General features: G+C 70.6%; 14 protein-coding genes and 1 tRNA gene. 8 read left to right on the top strand and 7 right to left on the bottom strand.

Features of this window, described 5'->3' with window-relative positions; genetic code table 11:
- The first annotated feature begins 142 nt into the window (after positions 1-142).
- Positions 143-688 carry a hypothetical protein gene (locus ACGFNP_RS34640; RefSeq protein WP_393325818.1) on the top strand — a complete coding sequence of 182 codons (546 nt, stop codon included), beginning with the start codon at positions 143-145 and terminating at the stop codon, positions 686-688.
- Here the strand turns inward: ACGFNP_RS34640 and ACGFNP_RS34635 are convergent.
- The 3 genes from ACGFNP_RS34635 to ACGFNP_RS34625 are packed head-to-tail and all read right to left on the bottom strand — an operon-like array spanning position 672 to position 4,740.
- The gene (locus ACGFNP_RS34635; RefSeq protein WP_393325816.1) at positions 672-1,253 is read right to left on the bottom strand and encodes a hypothetical protein; all 582 of its coding nucleotides are present in this window, start codon (positions 1,251-1,253) and stop codon (positions 672-674) included. The two genes, ACGFNP_RS34640 and ACGFNP_RS34635, sit on opposite strands and share 17 nt — an antisense overlap.
- A complete protein-coding gene (locus ACGFNP_RS34630) occupies positions 1,250-1,582 on the bottom strand; it encodes a helix-turn-helix transcriptional regulator (RefSeq protein ID WP_358331781.1) in 333 nt (110 codons plus the stop codon). The genes ACGFNP_RS34635 and ACGFNP_RS34630 overlap by 4 nt, the downstream gene beginning before the upstream one ends.
- A gap of 29 nt (positions 1,583-1,611) precedes the next feature.
- Positions 1,612-4,740: an NACHT domain-containing protein gene (locus ACGFNP_RS34625; protein ID WP_393325813.1), complete on the bottom strand. Its 3,129-nt coding sequence runs from the start codon at positions 4,738-4,740 to the stop codon at positions 1,612-1,614.
- 156 nt (positions 4,741-4,896) lie between these two features.
- Here ACGFNP_RS34625 and fdh point away from each other — a divergent pair, with 156 nt between their 5' ends.
- From fdh to nrfD, 3 genes are read left to right on the top strand one after another with little or no spacing between them, the layout of a single operon-like run.
- Positions 4,897-8,088 (top strand): formate dehydrogenase, encoded by a 3,192-nt coding sequence (gene fdh, locus ACGFNP_RS34620; protein WP_393325811.1) that lies wholly within the window; start codon positions 4,897-4,899, stop codon positions 8,086-8,088.
- Positions 8,081-8,878 carry a 4Fe-4S dicluster domain-containing protein gene (locus ACGFNP_RS34615; RefSeq protein ID WP_358331772.1) on the top strand — a complete coding sequence of 266 codons (798 nt, stop codon included), beginning with the start codon at positions 8,081-8,083 and terminating at the stop codon, positions 8,876-8,878. Before fdh ends, ACGFNP_RS34615 begins: the two co-directional genes overlap by 8 nt.
- Positions 8,875-9,780, top strand: coding sequence for an NrfD/PsrC family molybdoenzyme membrane anchor subunit (gene nrfD / locus ACGFNP_RS34610; protein WP_358331769.1), 906 nt, complete (start codon positions 8,875-8,877; stop codon positions 9,778-9,780). Before ACGFNP_RS34615 ends, nrfD begins: the two co-directional genes overlap by 4 nt.
- A 111-nt stretch (positions 9,781-9,891) precedes the next feature.
- Here nrfD and ACGFNP_RS34605 read toward each other — a convergent pair whose 3' ends face one another.
- The 3 genes from ACGFNP_RS34605 to ACGFNP_RS34595 all read right to left on the bottom strand — a co-directional run bounded on the left by ACGFNP_RS34605 (position 9,892) and on the right by ACGFNP_RS34595 (position 12,540).
- Positions 9,892-11,088, bottom strand: a complete 1,197-nt coding sequence (locus tag ACGFNP_RS34605; RefSeq protein ID WP_393325808.1) for a right-handed parallel beta-helix repeat-containing protein — start codon at positions 11,086-11,088, stop codon at positions 9,892-9,894.
- 178 nt (positions 11,089-11,266) lie between these two features.
- Entirely contained in the window at positions 11,267-11,983 is a 717-nt protein-coding gene (locus ACGFNP_RS34600) for a GntR family transcriptional regulator (RefSeq protein ID WP_393325806.1), read from the bottom strand.
- A 14-nt stretch (positions 11,984-11,997) separates the two neighbouring features.
- Entirely contained in the window at positions 11,998-12,540 is a 543-nt protein-coding gene (locus ACGFNP_RS34595) for a GntR family transcriptional regulator (RefSeq protein WP_393325804.1), read from the bottom strand.
- A gap of 229 nt (positions 12,541-12,769) precedes the next feature.
- Between ACGFNP_RS34595 and ACGFNP_RS34590 the strand changes: the two genes are divergently transcribed.
- A complete protein-coding gene (locus tag ACGFNP_RS34590) occupies positions 12,770-13,105 on the top strand; it encodes a hypothetical protein (RefSeq protein WP_393325802.1) in 336 nt (111 codons plus the stop codon).
- 314 nt (positions 13,106-13,419) lie between these two features.
- On the opposite strand, the gene selD is transcribed toward ACGFNP_RS34590, so the two are convergent.
- A complete protein-coding gene (gene selD / locus ACGFNP_RS34585; RefSeq protein ID WP_393325800.1) occupies positions 13,420-14,424 on the bottom strand; it encodes a selenide, water dikinase SelD in 1,005 nt (334 codons plus the stop codon).
- Between the two features lie 70 nt (positions 14,425-14,494).
- Between selD and ACGFNP_RS34580 the strand changes: the two genes are divergently transcribed.
- From ACGFNP_RS34580 to selB, 3 genes are all read left to right on the top strand, one after another.
- Positions 14,495-14,587 (top strand) — tRNA-Sec (locus ACGFNP_RS34580).
- A 15-nt stretch (positions 14,588-14,602) separates the two neighbouring features.
- The gene (selA, locus tag ACGFNP_RS34575; protein WP_393325798.1) at positions 14,603-15,892 is read left to right on the top strand and encodes an L-seryl-tRNA(Sec) selenium transferase; all 1,290 of its coding nucleotides are present in this window, start codon (positions 14,603-14,605) and stop codon (positions 15,890-15,892) included.
- Entirely contained in the window at positions 15,892-17,637 is a 1,746-nt protein-coding gene (gene selB, locus ACGFNP_RS34570; protein WP_393325796.1) for a selenocysteine-specific translation elongation factor, read from the top strand. Before selA ends, selB begins: the two co-directional genes overlap by 1 nt.
- Positions 17,638-17,671 lie beyond the last annotated feature (34 nt).

Raw genomic sequence — 17,671 nt, 5'->3', positions numbered from 1 at the left:
CGAGCCGCCTCCGCTGATGTCCATCGTCATACGTACCTGCCCATGGCGACGGCCTTCTACCTGCGGGTGTTTACGGGCCGTCCCACTTGCCGCAGACTCCACCATGAGGTTCTAGAGTGGGCGTGACTGGTTGGCGGGTGACATGGCGCGTCCGGCGGCACACAAGGCGAACTCTCCCCTGGAGCCGGAACCGATGTGGGGGCAGCTCGGCTACGTCAGGTATGTGTCCAGGGGCGGCTATGGCCCGGATGCCATCGAAACGCCGACCGCGATGCCGATGCTCCTCGCACCGCTGGCGCAGGATCCTGAATTCACGCATCAGGGCGTGTCACAGTGCGGCCGTTGTGGCGTCCTGGTCACAGTAAAGAAGCGGCGTACTCCTTCCAAGCGTTCGCGCCTCGCGGCGAAGAAGTATTGGGTCGCCGGTTTTTCGAGCGGCCTGTGGCTCTCGATCATGGGGGTCATAGCGTTCTTCGCGCAGATGCGGGGCGCCACGGACGGGACGCCCGGCATGCTGACAACGGCGTTCACCCTATCGGGGCTGTTTTTCCTTTGGCTGCTGACCGGCGTCGTTGGCGAAATAGTAAGAGATTGGGGTTTTGTCTGCGAAGCAGGAAAATCGGGAGGCGTCGAAATCGATTGCACTCATGTCGCAAAGATCGTGAAAGCCCCTAAGGTCGGCTCCTGACGGGAGTAGCTGGACCGCTCCGGCGCCAGGTCAGGGCCGCCGCGGCGGCGAAGGCCAGGGCCGCGCAGCCGATCTGGGCGAAGGCTGTCGGGGTGGATACGTACGGAAGGTCGCCGAGGTTGCCGAGGACGGCCACCGGTAGGAACAGCAGCAGCGCCGCCCGTCGCCCCACGACCGATCGGCACGCGTATCCGGCCGCCAGCGCCACCACGACTAGCCAGGGCACGAGTCGCAGCACGCCGGCGAGGCCGCGGTTGTGCAGGGCCTCGGCAGCCACCACGAACTCGGTCGCCAGCACGCTGGCCAGCATCAGGAACGGCCACAGCGCCAGGGCTAGGGCCAGCCCGTCCCGCCAGGCGGGCGCGGAGGCCGGGCCGAAGGCCCGCCGCCCGTGTACGCGCAGCGCGCCCCACAGCAGGTCGGCCATGTCGGCCGGATCCGGGCGGGTTTGGCCCGGCCGCGCCCCGGCCAGCAGCACGCTGATCATCTCTTCCTCGTGCCGGGCTCGGTGGTCGCGTGGGTAGCAGGCCAGGAGGCGGCGGTAGCGGGCTTCCAACGGGCTCATACCGTGCCCCCCGCGCCGGCGGCGCGCAGGCGCGTGGTGGCCGCTCGGGCGTGCCGGCGCATCCGCTCGGCCTCCGCCGCCAGCCTGGCCGCGCCGTCGCCGGTCAGCCGGTAGTAGCGCCGCACCCTGCCGTCCACGATCTCCTCCCGGTCCTCGGCGATGAGTCCTTCCGCCTGGAGACGGTCGAAAGCGGCGTACAGGGTGCCGGCGCGCAGGCGGACCTGGCCGTCGGAGATGCGCTCCACGTCGGTGATGACGCCGTACCCATGCTGGGGACCGGCGGCGAGCGCGGTCAGGATCAGGAAGCTGGGTTCCTGCATTTGCCTCATGCGATCAATATATACTGATCATCTATATATCAGACGCCCTGCCGCAGTTCCCATAAACGGACGGTCTTGTCCTCGCCGGCCGTCGCGAGCAGGGATCCGTCGGGACTGAAGGCCGCGGTGGTGGCCCGCTGGCCGTGCGTTGTCCGTAGGACCTCGGTGTCGGCGTCTACGTCCCAGAGCACGACGTCAGGTCCGGGACCGGCGGCGGCGAGCAGGGTGCCGTCAGGACTGAGCGCGACGTGCCTGGACTCCTCGGGCAGCGTCACGAGAGCGGCGCCGGAGCCGGTGTCCCAGACGCGGGTGATGTGATGGCCCGCGGTGGCCAGACGGGCGCCGTCGGAGCTGAACGCGACGTCGCGCGTCCCGAAGGCCCACTGGGGGCCGGGGGCCGGTTCGTACAGCCGCTGAAGCGCCACGCCGGTCTGGGCGTCCCAGATCTCTGCCTCCCAGCGCCGGTCCTGTGACCATCCGCCGGAGGTGGCGGTGGCCAGGCGGGTCCCGTCGGGGCTGAACGCGATGCCGGTCGGGGCGACCAGGTGGGCGATGCGCAGGAGTTCGGCGCCGTTGGTCGCGTCCCAGATCCGGGTGGTGTTTCCGGTGCCGCTCGACGCCATGCGGGCGCCGTCAGGGCTGAAGGCCACCGCCCACACGCCGCCGCCGTGGGTGATCTCCAGGAGTTCGGCGCCGGTGGCGAAGTCGACGATCCAGATCTTTCCGGCGGTGAGATCCCTGGTCCTGAGGTCGAGGCGTTCGCCGGTGACGGCGAGCCGCCGGCCGTCGGGGCTGATCGCGGCCGTCCAGCCCACGCTGGACAGGCGGCCGAGGACGGCGGTCAGGCCGCTGCCGTGGCGGAAAGCGCGCTGGGGCCGGCCGGTCAGGTCCGTCAGCGTGGTCGTACCCTCGCCGGTCCACGCCAGGCCGGCGCCGTCCGGACCGAACGTGACGCTCGAGACCTTCCGGGCGGTCTCGATCGTTCGCGAGAGCACTGGGGTGAGCTCCAGGCCCGCGCGGCGGGGCACGGGGCGGTGAGGGCCGACGGCAGGCCGGGCCACGCCGGTGGGCGACGGCTCGTGGCGGCCGGCGAGGTGGTCGTGGAACTCGGCGTGCCGGAACTGGTAGAGCGGGCCGACCGCGCGCAGCAGCCCGAGGCGGTGGGCGTCGTCCAGGAACGCCATCAGCCGGCGTGGCAGCTGCCGCCCGCGCGCCAGGCGAAAGGTGGCCAGAACGTAGACCGGCCACGCGTGCTGCTTGCCCGACACGGCTCCGTAGGCCGCTCCGGCCGTGGCCAGGACCAGGCTTCCCCATGCCACCTCGATCGGGGACGCGCCCGCCGCCCCGATCGCGGCCGCGCCGATGAGCGCGCCGAGGAACCCCCCGACGAGCAGCCGCACGAGGTTGAGCCTCCGGTCCGCACGCCAGCTCGTGAGCGGCGTGCTGGCCCGCCCGTCCACGGCCGGCGCCTCGGCCCAGCCCACCACGGCGTCGGTCAGAGAGGTGAGCAGCAACGCGGGCCCGAACAGCGCCACCATGGCGACCGTGGCGGCCAGCGCGTCCGTGAGCGGCTTCCCGGTGACGAGGTCGAACACCGTGTACCCGGCGGCGATCACCAGCGCCGTCCAGATCACTATTCCGAGGGTGAGGGAGAGTGCCGACAGCAGTTGGCTGAGCAGTGAGAAGGTTCGCCGTCCGAGACGGAGGTCGACATAACCCGGCTGGTCGTGCGCCCACGTCCCGTGGTCGCTGTGGCTGGGCCCCTCCCGATAGGCGATCACGATCCCCATGCCGCCGGCGGCGAACCACCAGGTGAAGTCCTTGAGCAGGAACGTCGTCAGGATCAGGCCCCACGCCGCGCTCGCCAGCAGCAGCGCGAGCAAGACCCCAGGTCCTGGGGGCGGCCGGCGGAGGGTGGTGGCCGCGAGCCGCCACCAGGCGAAGTCTCTGACCCCTATGCTCTTGCCGCCCACCTGCACGCTGTCGGCCTCGGCGGGGGTGCGATCGAGGAGTTCGGCCAGGTGGCTGAGCCATTGGGTGACCTGTTCTGGCCGGTAGAGGCGGTGCGGCCGGAACAGGTCGGCGTCGGACCCCCGCGCGGGCGGCCGGGCCTCGATGAGGGCGGGGATGAGCCGGTTGAACAGGTGGGCGCGCAGCGCGGCCGCGGTGGCGAAGCGGACGGGATCCAGCAGCGGGGACGGGTCGGTGGCCGGAGCGGCGGCGTAGACGGTACGCAGCAGCCACAATCCCAGAGGGCTGGAGACCGTCTCCGACAGCGGCGTCACGGGCCCGTCCCGCAGCCGCTCCAGAACGCGTTGCCAGCCGGGATGCGGCTTGGTCCGGTCGAGGATCTTGTTCAGATAGCCGGCGGCGGCCGTGGCCGACAGGGGCTCGGCCTCGACCACTGCCGCGCGGTCCAGCGCCTGCGCCGCATCGGCGTACTCGGTGGTGCGGCTGGTGATGACGAGCCGTGTCTCCGCGGGCAGCGCCTGGTTGAGCTCGGTCAGCACCGCCGGCAACGAGGCGGCGGGCATCTCGTCGAGCCCGTCCAGGACCGGCACGATCCTGCCGTCGCGGAAGAGCAGGCGCACCGTGTCGGTGCCGAACGCGCGCAGCGCCGGATAGCCCTGCTCCAGCCGATCGGTCAGCCAGTCGTCGAAGTGCGGGAACTCCTTGACGTCCCAGCTGTTCATCGACAGCAGCACCGGCACCGGCTCCTGGCCGGCGGAGTCCCGTACCAGTTCGCGGACGAGCTGGATCGCGAGTGTCGTCTTGCCCGCTCCCGCGCCGCCCAGCACCACCAGGCGGCGGCCCGACCCCCGGAACCGGTCGGCCAGACCCTCGATCTGGTCGCTCGATCCCGACCAGGTCACCTCCCCGCCGACGGCGATGCCATCAGGACCGTCGAGGAAGCGCGGCTCGTCGATCATGTTCCACTGGACGGGCATCGGGTCCGTCTCCAGCGCCAGCACTCGGACCGCCTCGTTGTGCCACTGGTCTTTCACCATGGTCCGGAGAGCAGTGAGCGCGGGCTCCAGCGGCGCGACCTGGCCGGTGTCCCGCTCGCGTAGCGCGGGGAGCACGATGACCAGGCCGAACAGGCCGGTCAGCAGCCAGTTGAGCGGGCTCCACCACCACGCGTCCACTTCGACGGTGCTGGTCGCCATGTTCCCCACTAGGCTGATCGCGACGCTCGCCGCCGCGATCGTGACCGGCGGCACCTTACGACGACCCCTGCCCCTGGCGCGCATGCGCTCAGCATCGTGGTTGCGGCACGCTGGATTCAACACCCATGCCTGAGGTTAGGCCCGACATATCGGGGCATGGCTCGCATTGTGTCCGGTGGGGGATGGTTCTCCCGGTGGCCGGTGGTTCGGCAGCTCAAGGGAGAGGACGGCAGGGGCGACGCCGCGCGCTCCGCCCGTACCGACGCGCTGACTCCCCGCGTTCAAGAGGCCGACAAGGTCGCGCGGTCGGTCTGCCCCTACTGCGCGGTCGGTTGCGGTCAGCTCGTGTACGTCAAGGACGGCCGCGTCACGCAGATCGAGGGGGACCCCGACTCGCCCATCTCGCGTGGGCGGCTGTGTCCCAAGGGGTCGGCGAGCAAGCAGTTGGTCACTCATCCCGGACGCCAGACCCAGGTGCTGTACCGGAGGCCGCACGGCACCGGTTGGGAGCGGCTCGACCTCGACACCGCGATGGAGATGATCGCCGACCGGGTGGTGCGGACCCGGCGGGAGACGTGGCAGCAGACCCACGAGGGCAAGGTCGTGCGCCGCACGATGGGCATCGCCGGGTTGGGCGGGGCGACGCTCGACGACGAAGAGAACTACCTGATGAAGAAGCTCTACACCGCCCTCGGCGCGATCCAGGTGGAGAACCAGGCGCGCATTTGACACTCCTCCACCGTCCCCGGTCTGGGGATCAGCTTCGGGCGTGGTGGCGCGACCACCTTCCAGCAGGACCTGGCGGGTGCGGACTGCATCGTCATCCAGGGCTCCAACATGGCCGAATGCCATCCGGTGGGGTTCCAGTGGGTGGTGGAGGCCAGGGCTCGGGGGGCGAAGGTGTTCCACGTGGATCCGCGCTTCACCCGGACCAGCGCGCTGGCCGACCGCCACCTGCCGATCCGCGCGGGTAGCGACATCGTGCTGCTCGGGGCGCTGATCAGCCACGTGTTGCGCAATGAGCTGGACTTCCGTGAGTACGTGCTGGCCTACACCAACGCGGCCACGATCGTGTCCGAGGACTTCCGGGACACCGAGGACCTCGACGGGCTGTTCTCCGGCTTCGATCCGGAGACGCGTACGTACGACCCGAGCAGCTGGGCGTACGAGGGGACGGGCGAGCAGGCGCCGGGCGAGCACCTGGAGGGCGGCCGGCACCACGCCGCGGCCGCCGGGGCGGACACCTACGGCTCCGGCGGTGCCGCCGCGCATCCCAGCGCGGCGACGGATCCGACGCTGCGTCATCCGCGCTGCGTCTACCAGATCCTCCGGCGGCACTTCGCCCGCTACACCCCAGAGCTGGTCGAGCGGCTGTGCGGCATCTCGCGCGCGGACTTCGCCGAGCTCGCCGACGCGATCACCGCGAACTCCGGCCGGGAGCGCACCACCGCCTGGGTGTACTCGGTCGGCTGGACCCAGCACACGGTGGGCGCGCAGTACATCCGCACCGCCTCGATCCTCCAGCTGCTGCTGGGCAACATGGGCCGGCCCGGTGGCGGCATCCTGGCGCTGCGCGGGCACGCGAGCATCCAGGGCTCGACCGACATCCCGACGCTGTTCAACCTCCTGCCCGGGTACCTGTCCATGCCCCACGCCCACCGGCACGAGGGCCTGGCCGACTACCTGGCCCGCGAGGGCGGCGAGAAGGGCTTCTGGGGCCACCGGCGCTCCTACCTGGTGAGCCTGCTCAAGGCGTGGTGGGGGGAGGCGGCCACCGAGGAGAACGACTTCTGCTTCGACCACCTGCCACGCCTCACCGGCGACCACGGCCACTACAGCGCGGTGATGGGCCAAATCGACGGGACAGTGAAGGGCTACTTCGTGATCGGGGAGAACCCCGCCGTAGGTTCCTCCGGCGGCCGGGCGCAGCGCCTCGGCCTGGCCAACCTCGACTGGCTGGTGGTACGCGACCTGACGCTGGTGGAGACGGCCACCTTCTGGCAGGACGGCCCGGAGCTGGAGACCGGGGAGATGCGGACCGAGGACATCGCCACCGAGGTGTTCTTCCTGCCCGCCGCGAGCCACGTGGAGAAGGAAGGCACGTTCACCAACACCCAGCGGCTGCTGCAGTGGCGGGAGAAGGCGCTCGACCCGCCGGGCGACTGCCGCAGCGACCTGTGGTTCTACTACCACCTCGGCAGGCTGGTCAGGCAGCGGCTGACCGGCGACGAGATCGACCGGCCGCTGCGCGAGCTGACCTGGGACTATCCCGAGGAGGGGGCGCACCGGGATCCTTCGGCGTCGGCGGTGCTCCGCGAGATCAACGGGGTCGGCCCGGACGGGCGGGCTCTGTCGGCCTACACCCAGCTCAAGCCGGACGGGTCCACCAGTTGCGGCTGCTGGATCTACTGCGGGGTCTATGCCGACGAGGTCAACCAGGCGGCCCGGCGCCGGCCGGGGCGGGAGCAGTCCCCCGTGGCGCCCGATTGGGGCTGGGCCTGGCCGGCCAACCGGCGGATCCTCTACAACCGGGCCTCCGCCGACCCGGACGGCCGCCCGTGGAGCGAGCGCAAGGCCTACGTCTGGTGGGACGCCGAACGCGGTGAGTGGACCGGCCACGACGTGCCCGACTTCGAGAAGGGCAAGCCGCCGGACTACGTGCCGCCCGAAGGCGCCAAGGCCGAGGCCGCGCTGGCCGGGATCGACCCGTTCATCATGCAGTCCGACGGGAAGGGCTGGCTGTACGCGCCGGCGGGGCTGGCCGACGGACCGCTGCCCGCGCACTACGAGCCGCACGAGTCGCCGGTCGGCAACCCGCTGTACGCCCAGCAGGCCAACCCCGCCCGCGAGATCTACTCGCGGCCGGAGAGCCCCTACAACCCGCCGGAGTCGCCGCGCTTCCCCTACGTGCTGACCACGTACCGGCTCACCGAGCACCACACGGCGGGCGGCATGAGCCGGCCGCTGGCCTACCTCGCCGAGCTGCAGCCGGAGCTGTTCTGCGAGGTGTCCCCGCGGCTCGCCGCCGAGGTGGGGCTGGTCAACGGCGGCTGGGCGACGATCGTGACCACCCGCACCGTGATCGAGGCCAGAGTGCTGGTCACCGGCCGGGTCCGGCCGCTGCGCATCCAGGGCCGGGTGATCCATCAGATCGGCCTGCCGTACCACTGGGGCTGGGGCGGTGGCGGCCTGGTGACCGGCGACGTCGTCAACGACCTGCTGCCGCTGGTGCTCGACCCGAACGTCCACATTCAGGAGGGCAAGGCCATGACCTGCGACGTACGGCCCGGCAGGCGGCCGAGGGGCCGGGCGATGCTCGATCTGCTGGAGGGTTACCGCCATGGCTGAGCGGATGGGCTTCTTCACCGACACGAGCGTCTGCATCGGCTGCAAGGCCTGCGAGGTGGCCTGCAAGGAGTGGAACCAGCTGCCCGACGACGGGTTCGTGTTCGAGGCGACGTCGTACGACAACACCGGGGCGCTCGGGGCGAGCACCTGGCGGCACGTGGCCTTCATCGAGCAGTCGGTCCGGGCGCCCGGCGACAGCGCTGATGACGGCGTGGAGCGGTGGCTGATGTCGTCGGACGTGTGCAAGCACTGTACGCACGCCGCCTGCCTGGACGTCTGCCCGACCGGCGCGCTGTTCCGCACCGAGTTCGGCACGGTGGTGATCCAGGAGGACATCTGCAACGGCTGCGGCTACTGCGTCTCGGCCTGCCCGTACGGCGTGATCGACCGCAGAGAGGGTGACGGACGGGCGTGGAAGTGCACCATGTGCTACGACCGGCAACGCGGCGGCCTCGAACCGGCGTGCGCCAAGGCGTGCCCGACCGACTCGATCCAGTTCGGCCCGCTCGACGAGCTCCGCGACCGGGCGGAGGAGCGGGTGGAACGGCTGCGCGCCGACGGGCACACCGAGGCCCGGCTGTACGGCGAGAGCCCGGACGACGGGGTGGGCGGCGCGGGCGCGTTCTTCCTCCTGCTGGACGAGCCTGAGGTGTACGGACTGCCGCCGGATCCCGTGGTGACCACCCGCGACCTGCCGGACATGTGGCGCTGGGCAGGGGCGGCGGCGCTGTCCCTGGCCGGGGCGGTAGCGGTGGCCTTCGTGGGTTCGGTCAAAGGGGTGCGGCGGTGACGCGGGAGCGGTCGATGGTGCCGGAGGCGGAGTTCCGGTCGTACTACGGTCGGCCGGTGCTCAAAGCCCCCGTCTGGCACGAGCCCCATATGCCGACATATCTCTATGCGGGGGGTTTGTCGGGGGCTTCGTCGGTGATGGCGGTCATGGCCGGGTTCACCGGGCACGATCGGCTGGCGCGCACCGCCCGGGTCGCGGCGGCGATCGGCGCCGCCGCCGGAACCGGGTTCCTCATCGCCGAACTGGGCAGGCCTTCACGGTTCCTCAACATGTTCCGCGTGTTCAAGCCCACCTCGCCGATGAGCCTGGGCTCCTGGCTCCTGGCCGCCCAGGGCGGGCTGTCGGCGGTCGCGGCCTCGACCGAGCTGACCGGGATCCTGCCCGTCGTGGGCGACGCGGCGGCCCTCGCCACCGGCCTGACCGGCCCGCTGACCGCCACCTACACCGCCGTCGTGGTCGCCGACACCGCCGTACCCGCTTGGCACGAGGCCTATCGGGAGCTGCCGTTTTTGTTCGCCGGGAGCGCGCTGGCCAGCGCCGGGGCGGTGGGCATGCTGGCGACCCCTCGGGCGGAGGCGGGGCCGGCTCGGGTGGTGGCGGTTGTCGGGGCCGTCGTGGAGAGTGTCGCGGGCATGCTGATGGAACGTCGGCTCGGGCTGGCCGGCGAGCCGTACCGGGTGGGGAAGGCGGGGCGCATGATGCTCTCGGCCCGGGTGCTGACGGCCGGTGGCGGGCTGCTCGCGGCGGTCGCCGGGCGCGGCCGTGCCCTCACCGCGCTTTCCGGTCTCGCCCTGACGGCGGGTGCGCTGTGTACTCGGTTCGGCATCCTGGAGGCGGGCAGAGCGTCGGCCGCCGACCCGAAATACACCGTCATTCCGCAGCGGCAGCGCCTCGACGCCTAGAACAGCGCGATGGGGTCATGCTCCGGCAGGGGCCGCGCGCATGCGGCGGGTGGCCGTGTGCGGCCGCATGCGCGCTGGCCACGTGGCGGGAGGCCGTGAAGAGCAGGTGGGTCAGAGGCCCGCGGTCACCGTGACCGTCGCGTCGTTCGGCGCCTTGACCAGGGGCTTGGTCACGTTCTTGACGAGGTTTCCGGTGGAGGCGACGGTCAGCGACGCGCCGCTCTTCTTCTCGTACTGCAGCCCTGTCTGATCGGCGGTGCCGTTGCCCAGGATGGCGTTGCCGGTGACCACCACGTTCCCGGCGCCCGACTCCACCCCATCCACGGCGATGTAGTAGTAATGGGGGCCCGTCGGCGGCGTCTTGCCCGCGTCGCGGAAGTTGTGGATCTTGTTGTTGGAGATCGTCGTGGTCGCCCCCTCCTGTACGACGCAGCGGATGCCGTACAACCACGCCTCCGCAGTGGTGGCCTTGTAGCCGAAGTCCTCGATGTAGTTGCCCTGGATCGACGTGCCGAAGCAGCGGTTGAGGTCGAGGGCGCTGCTCGCGTTGCCGTACAGGTGCAGGTCGCTGAGGAGCCAGCCGGCGGCGTTGTCCGATTCGACGGCGCTGGTGCCGCTGTCGCGTACCCATGAGCGGGTGAACGTCCAGTCGGTGATCACGCCGCCGTCCGGGTCGAGGACCTTGACGCCCGCGCCGCCGGAGCCGGTGATGTAGACGTCGCTGATCACCCCGTTCACCATCGTGTTGGTGGCGGAGTCGATGGTCGTCCCGTTCTTCGACGGGTTGCTCAGGCGGATCGCGTCCGAGGAGGTCTGCTCGATCTGGATGTCCGAGATCCGGCTGCCCCAGGAGCGCAGCATCAGGCCGACGGTCCCGGTGGCGTTCTTGGCGCGGTTGCCGTCCAGGGTGAGCCGCTCGACGCGAATGGGGTTGCCGGAGTACGCCTGATCCGCGTCCCATGTGTCCGAGGCCAGCAGGGCGGGCAGGTTCACGCTGTCGGCCTGCTTGATCCTCAGGCCGGTGCGCGAGTCACCGCGGTACGTGCGATCGCCGCGCAGCACGATGGTCTTGTTGATGACGCACACGGCCGGCTCGTCCGCGGTGACCGAGCGGCCTAAGATCACGATCTCGTCGCCGGCCTTCGACGCCTTGATGGCGTTGTTGATGGTCGTGGCGTCGTCCGTCCCGGTGCATTGCACCTCTTTGCGGGCGGCCTCGGCGGGGGTCGGTTGCGCTATGACGGCGATCCCGGTAGCGGCCAAGGCCAGTGCGGTGGCCGAGACCAGAGTGAATACCGATTTATGCACTTTTCGTCTCCAGGGAGATAAAGATCGTTTACGTGCAAGATCAGTATGAAATGCGTGGCAATGGAGAGGAATGTCATATTGGTCACACGCGTCGAGGCTCTTGCTGTTCGTTCGGATCGCGACAGGCCGTCGACCGGCAGTAACGACCGTCGTTCCCGGCGACTCGCGTCCAGGCCGGTCAGTCTGCGATCTGGTGGTACGACAACTCGTACAGGTGCCCACCCTTGATCAGGACCGACACTTCGACCGGCCGCTCACCCTCGCTGTAGACAACGCGGAACTGCCGAAACACCGGCACGTCAGGCGGGAGATCCAGCGCCTGCACCTCCGTTTCGGTCGGCTGTCGAACGGAGATGCGATCTACGAAGTGGCGTTGCGGAAACCCGAGGTCGGCCAGCGCCTGTGGCGCGCCACCGCGGATTCTTCCCCGGCCGGCCAGCGGGCTTCCTGCTGCGATGTTTGCCGGGTAGTAAGACCATGACAGTTCCACGGGGGCGCCGTCGTGCAGCAGCAGCCGATGACGCATGACGACCAGATCTTCGCCGCTGACAGTGAACGCCGCAGCCACATCGCTGGGCGGTGCTACCTGCCCGACCTTCAGCAGCTCATAGCTGTATCCACGGGGATCTGGAGACATGTACGTGCTCGCGTTGACGACGAGAGGCTGCCTGTCGCGGACGAACACGCCCTTTCCAGCGTGGCCGCGTACGAATCCTTCGTCTTTCAGTGCTTGAAGAGCGCGCTGGATCGTTGCGTTCGCCGCGTTGAAACGTGCCACCAGGTGTGGCGTGGAAGGGAGTTGCTCGCCCGCCTTCAGGTCGCCGGACATGATCTCCGCACGCAGTTCGGCCGCGATCTGCTGATGGCGCGGACGAGAATCCAGCCGCGTACCCACGATTGCAGGTCTCCTCACTTGATGATCATCTGATAGCGCAACTCGCGACCGTGGGCCACCATCGTCATCACGCTGACCTCAATCGGCGTTCCGTCGTCAATTCGAACGATGCGGGTCAGGAGCAGAACCCAGTCCTCTGGTCGAAGGTCGAGAGCCTGTCGCTCTGATTCGGTCGCGGGGCGGGCTCGGACGGCTTCTTCCGCGCTGTGCGGGTGGTAGCCGAGCTGGGCGAGAAGGGTGGGAGCCCCGCCAGGGATCTTCCGCATTTCGGCGAGCCGAGTGCCACGGGCGATCGTCGCTGGGTAGTAGGAATCGGCGAGCTCCGTTGGCTGGCCGTCCGCGAGCACGAGACGGCGGCGGACGAAGGCGGTCTGATCTGCGGCCAGTCCGAAGGCCCGCGCGACTTCCTTCGGCGGATGGACCTCTTCCACCGCCTGGAGGTGGTGCGTCCCAACCTTGCCGTGCTGGGCGGCTTCCTCTGCCCATGCATCGGGCTCTCCGGGACGCCGCGGCCGTACGTAGGGCGCGGAAACGCTGACCCAGCCCGCGTCTTCCATGCGCTCCTCCTTCGGTCACGAAAGGCCTTCAGCAGCCACCGTACCGGGTCGATGGCGTCACGGACTGATCAAGGAGCTGCGGTGTGCGGATGTCCGCAATCCTTGATGCCTTTCGCGAATCGCAGTAAGGTTACTGCCAGTGCTTGACGGTCGATCTCACGAGCGGCTGCCGCCGTCTGGTCGCACCCGAGCCGGTGGTCCTCGAAGAGACCGAAGGGATGGAGAACACATGCTTCTCAAGCCGTTGATGATCGCTCTCGGCCCTGATCAGAGCGCACATGCCCTTCGGTATGCCCTGGCTGAGCAGGACATCGCCTCCGACATTCACGCCGGCTACGGGCTTGCTCTGGTGTCGGTGCGGGTCGGCCTCGTGGTTTGGTGCGACGGCAACTGGTTCTGGTGGCGGGTGGGTTGGAACGACCGGCGCAAGCGAGTCTTGTACGCCCGGCATCCAGCGGACGAACCCGTTCGAGCCGCTCGGCGGGTGGCTTTCCGCTGCGAAGAGGTTTACCGGCACAATCCGCACTCGGAGCTGATCGCCGATGTCGTCTCCTCCGTCCGGTGAATACACCGTGGTCAAGCTTCGGCTGCCGGGCGATGATCGTGGACTTGATGCACAGTCCCGCATCTACTCGGGGGTTCGCCTCGCTGCTGATCGGGCGGCAGGGCACTGTGGTGAGCATTCTGCGCAACGGCACGTTCGCCTTGATCGCGCTTGAGGGCGAGCCAGGCGAGTTGCCCGGCGGGGTGCGGCGATGGTCCGTCCACTGGGACGACCTGCAGATCGACTCAGGGATGAACGGGCCTGATGAGGTGTTACGGCCTGGCCGCAGCTCGGCACGCCTACGACAACCGCCGCTGACCGCGTCGCCCGGCCGGTCAGCGGAGTCGCAGGTGGGGGCCGTCCAGGGGGATCAGTTCACCGATGATCGGCGCGCCGGGGAGCTCCCCGGCCACCAGCAGGCCGCCGGAGGTCTGGGCGTCGGCGAGCAGGAGCAGGTCGTTCTCGCTGAAGCCGCCGGGATCGAGCCACGGACGGACCCAGCCGAGGTTGCGGCGGGTGCCGCCGCTGACGTAGCCGTCGCGTACCGCCTCGCGGGCCCCTTCCAGGTACGGTACGGCCGCCACGTCCACGACGGCCGTGACGCCGCTCGCCCTGGCCAGTTTGTACAGGTGGCCCAGCAGGCCGAACCCGGTCACGTCCGTGGCGCATCCCGCTCCGGCGGCCAGCGCCGCGCGGGAGGCGTCGCGGTTCAGGGTGGTCATCGCCGCGACTGCCTGTGGGAACACCTCGCCGGTCGCCTTGTGCCGGGTGTTGAGCACCCCGATGCCGAGCGGCTTGGTGAGGGAGATCGGCAGCCCGGGGCGGCCACCGTCGATGCGTAGCAGCCGTGCGGGATCGGCCAGGCCGGTGACGGCCATGCCGTACTTCGGTTCCGGGTCGTCGACGCTGTGGCCGCCCGCGAGGTGGCAGGCCGCGGTCCGGGCCACGTCCAGGCCGCCGCGCAGCACCTCTTTCGCCAGGTCCAAGGGGAGCTTCTCTCGGGGCCAGCCGAGCAGGTTGACCGCCACCAGTGGCTCTCCGCCGACCGCGTACACGTCTGACAGGGCGTTGGCCGCCGCGATGCGGCCCCAGTCGTAGGGGTCGTCCACGACGGGGGCGAAGAAGTCGGCGGTGGCCACGATCGCCCGGTCGCCGTCGATGCGGACCACGGCGGCGTCGTCTCCGTCGTCCAGCCCGATGATCAGCTCCCCTATGGCATCGGGGTCGCGTGTGTGGAGGTCCGCCACCACGGACTCCAGTTCGCCGGGTGGGATCTTGCAGGCGCAGCCGCCTCCGTGCGCGTACTGCGTCAGCCGGACCGTCTCGGTCCTGTATGTCATGGCGTCCTCGGGTGGCTCTCGACGGGTGTGGCGCTTCAGGCCATACCCGCTGGTCAAGTAGGTTTCCCTTGGAGGCGTCTGGGCGCCTGGTGGCCCCCGCGGTCTTCAAAACCGACGAGGCCGAGGTCCTCGGCCTGGCGGGTTCGATTCCCGTCCGCCTCCGTCTTATTTTCGAATAGTGGACCCACGAAGGCACGTACCGCGCACCGATGCCGTGCTCGCTGATCCGCGGCTGGTCGCGGCGGGCGGGCGGCTGGGGCGGTCGGTGGTCAAGGACGCGGTGACGCGCGCGCAGCAGCGGGCGCGGAGCGGCGAGATCGGTCCCGAGGAAGTTGCCGACGCGGCGGTGGCGGCGCTCCCGCAGCAGGCCGCGAGCCTGCGGGCGGTGATCAACGCGACCGGTGTGCTGGTCCACACGAACCTCGGCCGGGCGCCCCTGTCACCTGCCGCGATCGAGGCGGTGGCTGCCGCGGCCGGTGCGGCCGACGTGGAGTTCGACCTGGAGACCGGTGCGCGGGCCCGTCGCGGGCGGGGCGCGCTGGACGCGCTCGCCAGGGCCGTGCCGGGTGCCGAGGATGTGCACGTCGTCAACAACAACGCGGGCGCGCTCGTGCTGGTGGCGACCGTACTGGCCGCCGGGCGGGAGATCGTGATCAGCCGGGGCGAGCTCGTGGAGATCGGTGACGGGTTCCGCATCCCCGACCTGCTCGGCTCCACCGGGGCGCGGCTGCGCGAGGTGGGCGCCACCAACCGCACCTCCTACGGCGACTACGCGGCGGCCGTGGGACCGGAGACCGGATGCGTGATCAAGGTCCATCCGTCGAACTTCCTGATCGAGGGCTTCACCGGCTCCGTCGAGGTAGGGGAGCTGTCCGGGCTTGGGGTGCCTGTCGTGGCCGACATCGGCTCCGGCCTGCTCGCGCGCGAGCCGCTGCTGCCCGACGAGCCGGACGCGACGACCGTACTGGCGGCCGGGGCGGATCTGGTGACGGCGAGCGGTGACAAGCTGCTCGGCGGGCCGCAGGCGGGACTCCTTCTCGGTCGCCGTGACCTGGTCGAACGGTGCCGACGGCACCCGCTCGCCCGTGCCCTGCGGGTCGACAAGCTGACGCTGGCCGCGCTGGAGGCCACGCTCCGCGGTCCCGCCGTGCCCGTTCGGCTGGCGCTGCAGGCCGATCCGGTGGCACTTGGCGACCGTGCCGCGTTGCTCGCCGGGCGGCTCGCCGCCGCGGGTGTTGACGCGCGGGCGGTGCCTAGCCAGGCCGTTGTCGGGGGTGGCGGGGCGCCCGGCGTGACGCTGCCGAGCGCTGCCGTGAGCCTGCCCGAACGGCTCGCCGCGCCGCTGCGGACCGGTGAGCCGCCGGTGGTCGGACGGGTCGAGGGCGGGCGGTTGCTGCTCGATCTCCGTACCGTTCCCGGCGAGCGCGACGAGGACGTGGTGCGGGCGATCCTCGGGGTGGGTGGCTGATGTACGTCGTGGCCACGGCGGGGCACGTCGACCATGGCAAGTCCACGCTGGTGCGGGCGCTCACCGGGATGGAGCCCGACCGGCTGGCGGAGGAGCGGCGGCGCGGGCTGACGATCGAGCTGGGGTACGCGTGGACGACGCTGCCCTCGGGGCGGCGCCTTGCCTTTGTGGATGTTCCGGGGCATGAGCGGTTTCTCGGGACGATGCTGGCCGGGGTTGGACCGGTGCCGGCGGTGATGTTCGTGGTGGCCGCGGATGAGGGGTGGATGCCGCAGTCCGAGGAGCATGTGGTGGCGCTGGAGGCGCTCGGCGTGCGGCACTGCCTGCTCGTGGTCACCCGAGCGGACCTCGCCGATCCGGGGACGGCTCTCGAACAGGCGCGTACTCGGCTGACCGTTGGTGTGCTTGAGGCTGTGGTGGTGAGCGGGCGGACCGGGCAGGGGCTCGGGGAGCTGCGGGAGGCGCTGGACCGGCTGGTCGCCGGGCTTCCCGCGCCTGATCCGGAGGCGCCGGTGCGGCTGTGGATCGATCGGGCGTTCAGCGTGACCGGCAGTGGGACGGTGGTGACCGGGACCCTGTCTGCGGGCACCATCTCGGTGGGTGACGAGCTGGCGCTTGGTGGGGAGTCGGTACGGGTGCGGGCGCTGGAGGCTCTGAAGGAGCCCCTGTCCTCGGTGGCCGGCGTCGCCAGGGTGGCGGTCAACCTGCGTGGTCACGGGCTGCCTGAGCGAGGCCGGGCGCTGGTCACGCCCGGCCGGTGGACGTACACGGACCTGGTCGACGTCCGGATCTCTCCCGTCGGGGATTTTCGGGACGTGCGGCGGCTGCCTCGGCGGCTGATCGCGCACATCGGGTCGGCGGCGGTGGGGTGTGAGGTGCGGATGCTCGGTGGGCGCCTCGTACGGCTGCGCCTGGCCCGTCCGCTCCCGCTGCACCTCGGAGACGTGCTGCTGCTGCGCGACCCCGGCCGGGACCGGGCGGAGGTACGGGTGCTGGCGGGGGCGAGCGTGCTCGACGTACGCCCGCCGGCGCTCGGCCGCCGGGGCGCGGCGCGGGAGCACGCCGCCCTGCTGGAGTCGGCCGCACCGAACGCCGCCTCTGCCCTGCACATCCACGGGCTTCTACGCGCGGCCGACCTGATCGCGATGACCGGCACGTCCGGCGCCGGACCGGTCTGCGGGGACTGGTACGCCGATCCCGAGCACTGGGCCGAGTTGGCCGAGCGGCTCACGGCTACGGCGCGGCGGTACGCCGTGGAACACCCGCTGGAGACCGGCATGCCCCTCGAAGCCGCCCGCCACGAGCTCGGCCTGCCCGACCGGCAACTGGTCGCCGCGCTGGTGCGGCCACCCCTCACCCTCGCTGAGGGCCGGATCATGACCGGGCCCTCCGGCCTGCCCGCGCCGGTCGCCCGGGCGGTCGAGCGGCTGAGGGTGGAGCTGTCGGCGCACCCGTTCCAGGCGCCGGAGGCCGGGCGGCTGGCCGAGCTGGGGCTGGGCTCGCGGGAGGTGGCGGCGGCCGTACGGGCCGGGCGGCTGTTGCGCGTGACCGACGGGATCGTGCTGCTGCCCGGCGCGGACGCCCGGGCGGCGGAGGTGCTGAGCCGTCTGCCGCAGCCCTTCACCGTGAGCCAGGCCCGGCGCGCCCTCGACACCAGCCGGCGGGTCGCGGTGCCGCTGCTCGAACACCTCGACCGGAGCGGGCTCACCCGGCGCGTGGACGAGGTCCATCGCCGCTGTCTCTGACACGGCTCCTTTTCAGGATGTCAGGTATATATTC

This window comes from Nonomuraea sp. NPDC049269, from assembly GCF_043197155.1.
In the GTDB taxonomy this organism is placed as follows: domain Bacteria; phylum Actinomycetota; class Actinomycetes; order Streptosporangiales; family Streptosporangiaceae; genus Nonomuraea.
The sequence above is the reverse complement of the archived record's forward strand: the minus strand, read 5'-3'. Positions and strand labels throughout refer to the sequence as shown.

What these genes read in the sequence shown, in the direction of transcription:
- ACGFNP_RS34640 (WP_393325818.1), top strand. Translation starts at nt 143, where the DNA reads ATGGCGCGTCCGGCGGCACACAAGGCGAACTCTCCCCTGGAGCCGGAA.
- ACGFNP_RS34630 (WP_358331781.1), bottom strand. Translation starts at nt 1,582, where the DNA reads ATGAGGCAAATGCAGGAACCCAGCTTCCTGATCCTGACCGCGCTCGCC.
- ACGFNP_RS34595 (WP_393325804.1), bottom strand. Translation starts at nt 12,540, where the DNA reads ATGGAAGACGCGGGCTGGGTCAGCGTTTCCGCGCCCTACGTACGGCCG.
- ACGFNP_RS34590 (WP_393325802.1), top strand. Translation starts at nt 12,770, where the DNA reads ATGCTTCTCAAGCCGTTGATGATCGCTCTCGGCCCTGATCAGAGCGCA.
- selB (WP_393325796.1), top strand. Translation starts at nt 15,892, where the DNA reads ATGTACGTCGTGGCCACGGCGGGGCACGTCGACCATGGCAAGTCCACG.
- ACGFNP_RS34625 (WP_393325813.1), bottom strand. Translation starts at nt 4,740, where the DNA reads ATGGCGACCAGCACCGTCGAAGTGGACGCGTGGTGGTGGAGCCCGCTC.
- selD (WP_393325800.1), bottom strand. Translation starts at nt 14,424, where the DNA reads ATGACATACAGGACCGAGACGGTCCGGCTGACGCAGTACGCGCACGGA.
- ACGFNP_RS34615 (WP_358331772.1), top strand. Translation starts at nt 8,081, where the DNA reads ATGGCTGAGCGGATGGGCTTCTTCACCGACACGAGCGTCTGCATCGGC.
- ACGFNP_RS34635 (WP_393325816.1), bottom strand. Translation starts at nt 1,253, where the DNA reads ATGAGCCCGTTGGAAGCCCGCTACCGCCGCCTCCTGGCCTGCTACCCA.